The 1,459-nt window shown below is 46.5% G+C and carries 1 protein-coding gene; it reads right to left on the reverse strand.

The window, feature by feature from the left end; genetic code table 11:
• A partial coding sequence (locus AB4496_RS23825) for a VCBS domain-containing protein (protein ID WP_372132236.1) occupies positions 1–1,459 on the reverse strand: 1,459 nt, incomplete at both ends.

A 1,459-nucleotide genomic window follows, 5' to 3' on the forward strand; every position in this document is an offset into this window, starting at 1 on the left:
AGTATTGACCCTTCTTTTGAATCAAGATGACCATCGTTTGCGGTAAATTGCACCGCCCCTAATCCGCTGACACCAGAACTAAAGTAGTTGTGAGTTGGGGTGAAGATGAGTGATGAAACGTCGGAGGCGCTGACGTCATCACCAACATTCACTGTGGTGCCATTCAGCGATAACACGCCATGGGCGACATTGGTAATCGTGATGTGGTTTAACGCATCTCCATCAATATCAGAATATTTAAAGTCTGCGGTGGTGAACGCATGAGGCTTATCTTCTAAAGAACTAATAAAACTCGATCCAACGATAGGTGCATCATTGACCGCATTGACATCCACTACCATCGTTGCGCTTGCCGAATTTTTATGGCCATCATTCGCAGTAAATGTAAATTGCGCATAGTTGGCGCCGTTTTCATTATTGCTCGGCGTGAAAGTTAAATGGCCTGCGTCTAAGTCAGCCTTGCTGATTTGCTGGTTGGCGGTTACGACGTTACCGTTTAAAAGTAATAATCCATGACTCGGTAAGCTGCTAATAGTCACGAACTGTAACGCATCGCCATCTTGATCACTGTAACCAAATTCACTGGTGGTAAAGGTTCTGGTGATGTCTTCATTTGTAGAAACAGTTTGCCCTGTCACCGTTGGCGCATGTTGTAGAGGAGGGGTGACTTCAATAGAGAGAGAGTTTTGAGAAGAGTCTCCTATTGGGTTACCCCCATCATCACCGACACGATAAACCATACTTGGCACTTTACCTGTAAAGCCAGCTTCCGGGGTGAAGGTATAATGACCATTCGCTTCGATCGCGAGTGTACCGATACCGGCCATAGTATGTGGTTGCCCAGGCCTTACCGCGACATAACCTGACACGGGGTCCTTTATTTGAATATCTTGCAACACCAGATGTGCGTTGGAATCGGTGTCTGTTGCTGCACCACTCAATCCTTGATCCGTCCCAGAGCCAGTAAGTAGATTCCCTTCAACTGGACCACTATGTTGAACACCAGAATCACTGAGGCTGTGTAGAGTAGGAGCGTCAGTAGTCCCGTTAATAGTGACGGTAATTGAATGCTTGGTACCGTCTTTTGATGTGACTTCAATGCTATCTGTGAGTGTTTGTCCATTGTCTAAGTCTTGAATCTGCGTACTCTTGTTGTCTGCTTTATAAACCCATGTCCCAGTACTAGTGATGTCGAAATGACCATAGGTTCCATCCAGAGATATTTTCGGTTGCCCCTTAAGATCTAATGCAGCTTCGCCATGACCATCAGCGTCAGAAACAATCAGGTGCCCATGGCAATAAAGGGCATCTGGAATAGTTGCTGACCCAGTGATATGCGCGTTATGGTGAATGTTTGTATCTTCTTTTATGCTGCTGGAGTCACCGGCAAATGTGGCGGCATCATTAACTGCTGCAAGGGTTGTGATTGCCCCCGTATGAGTCACTCCGCCATGCGCAT

Source organism: Vibrio sp. 10N.222.46.A1 (genome assembly GCF_041473595.1).
Classification (GTDB): domain Bacteria; phylum Pseudomonadota; class Gammaproteobacteria; order Enterobacterales; family Vibrionaceae; genus Vibrio; species Vibrio tasmaniensis_A.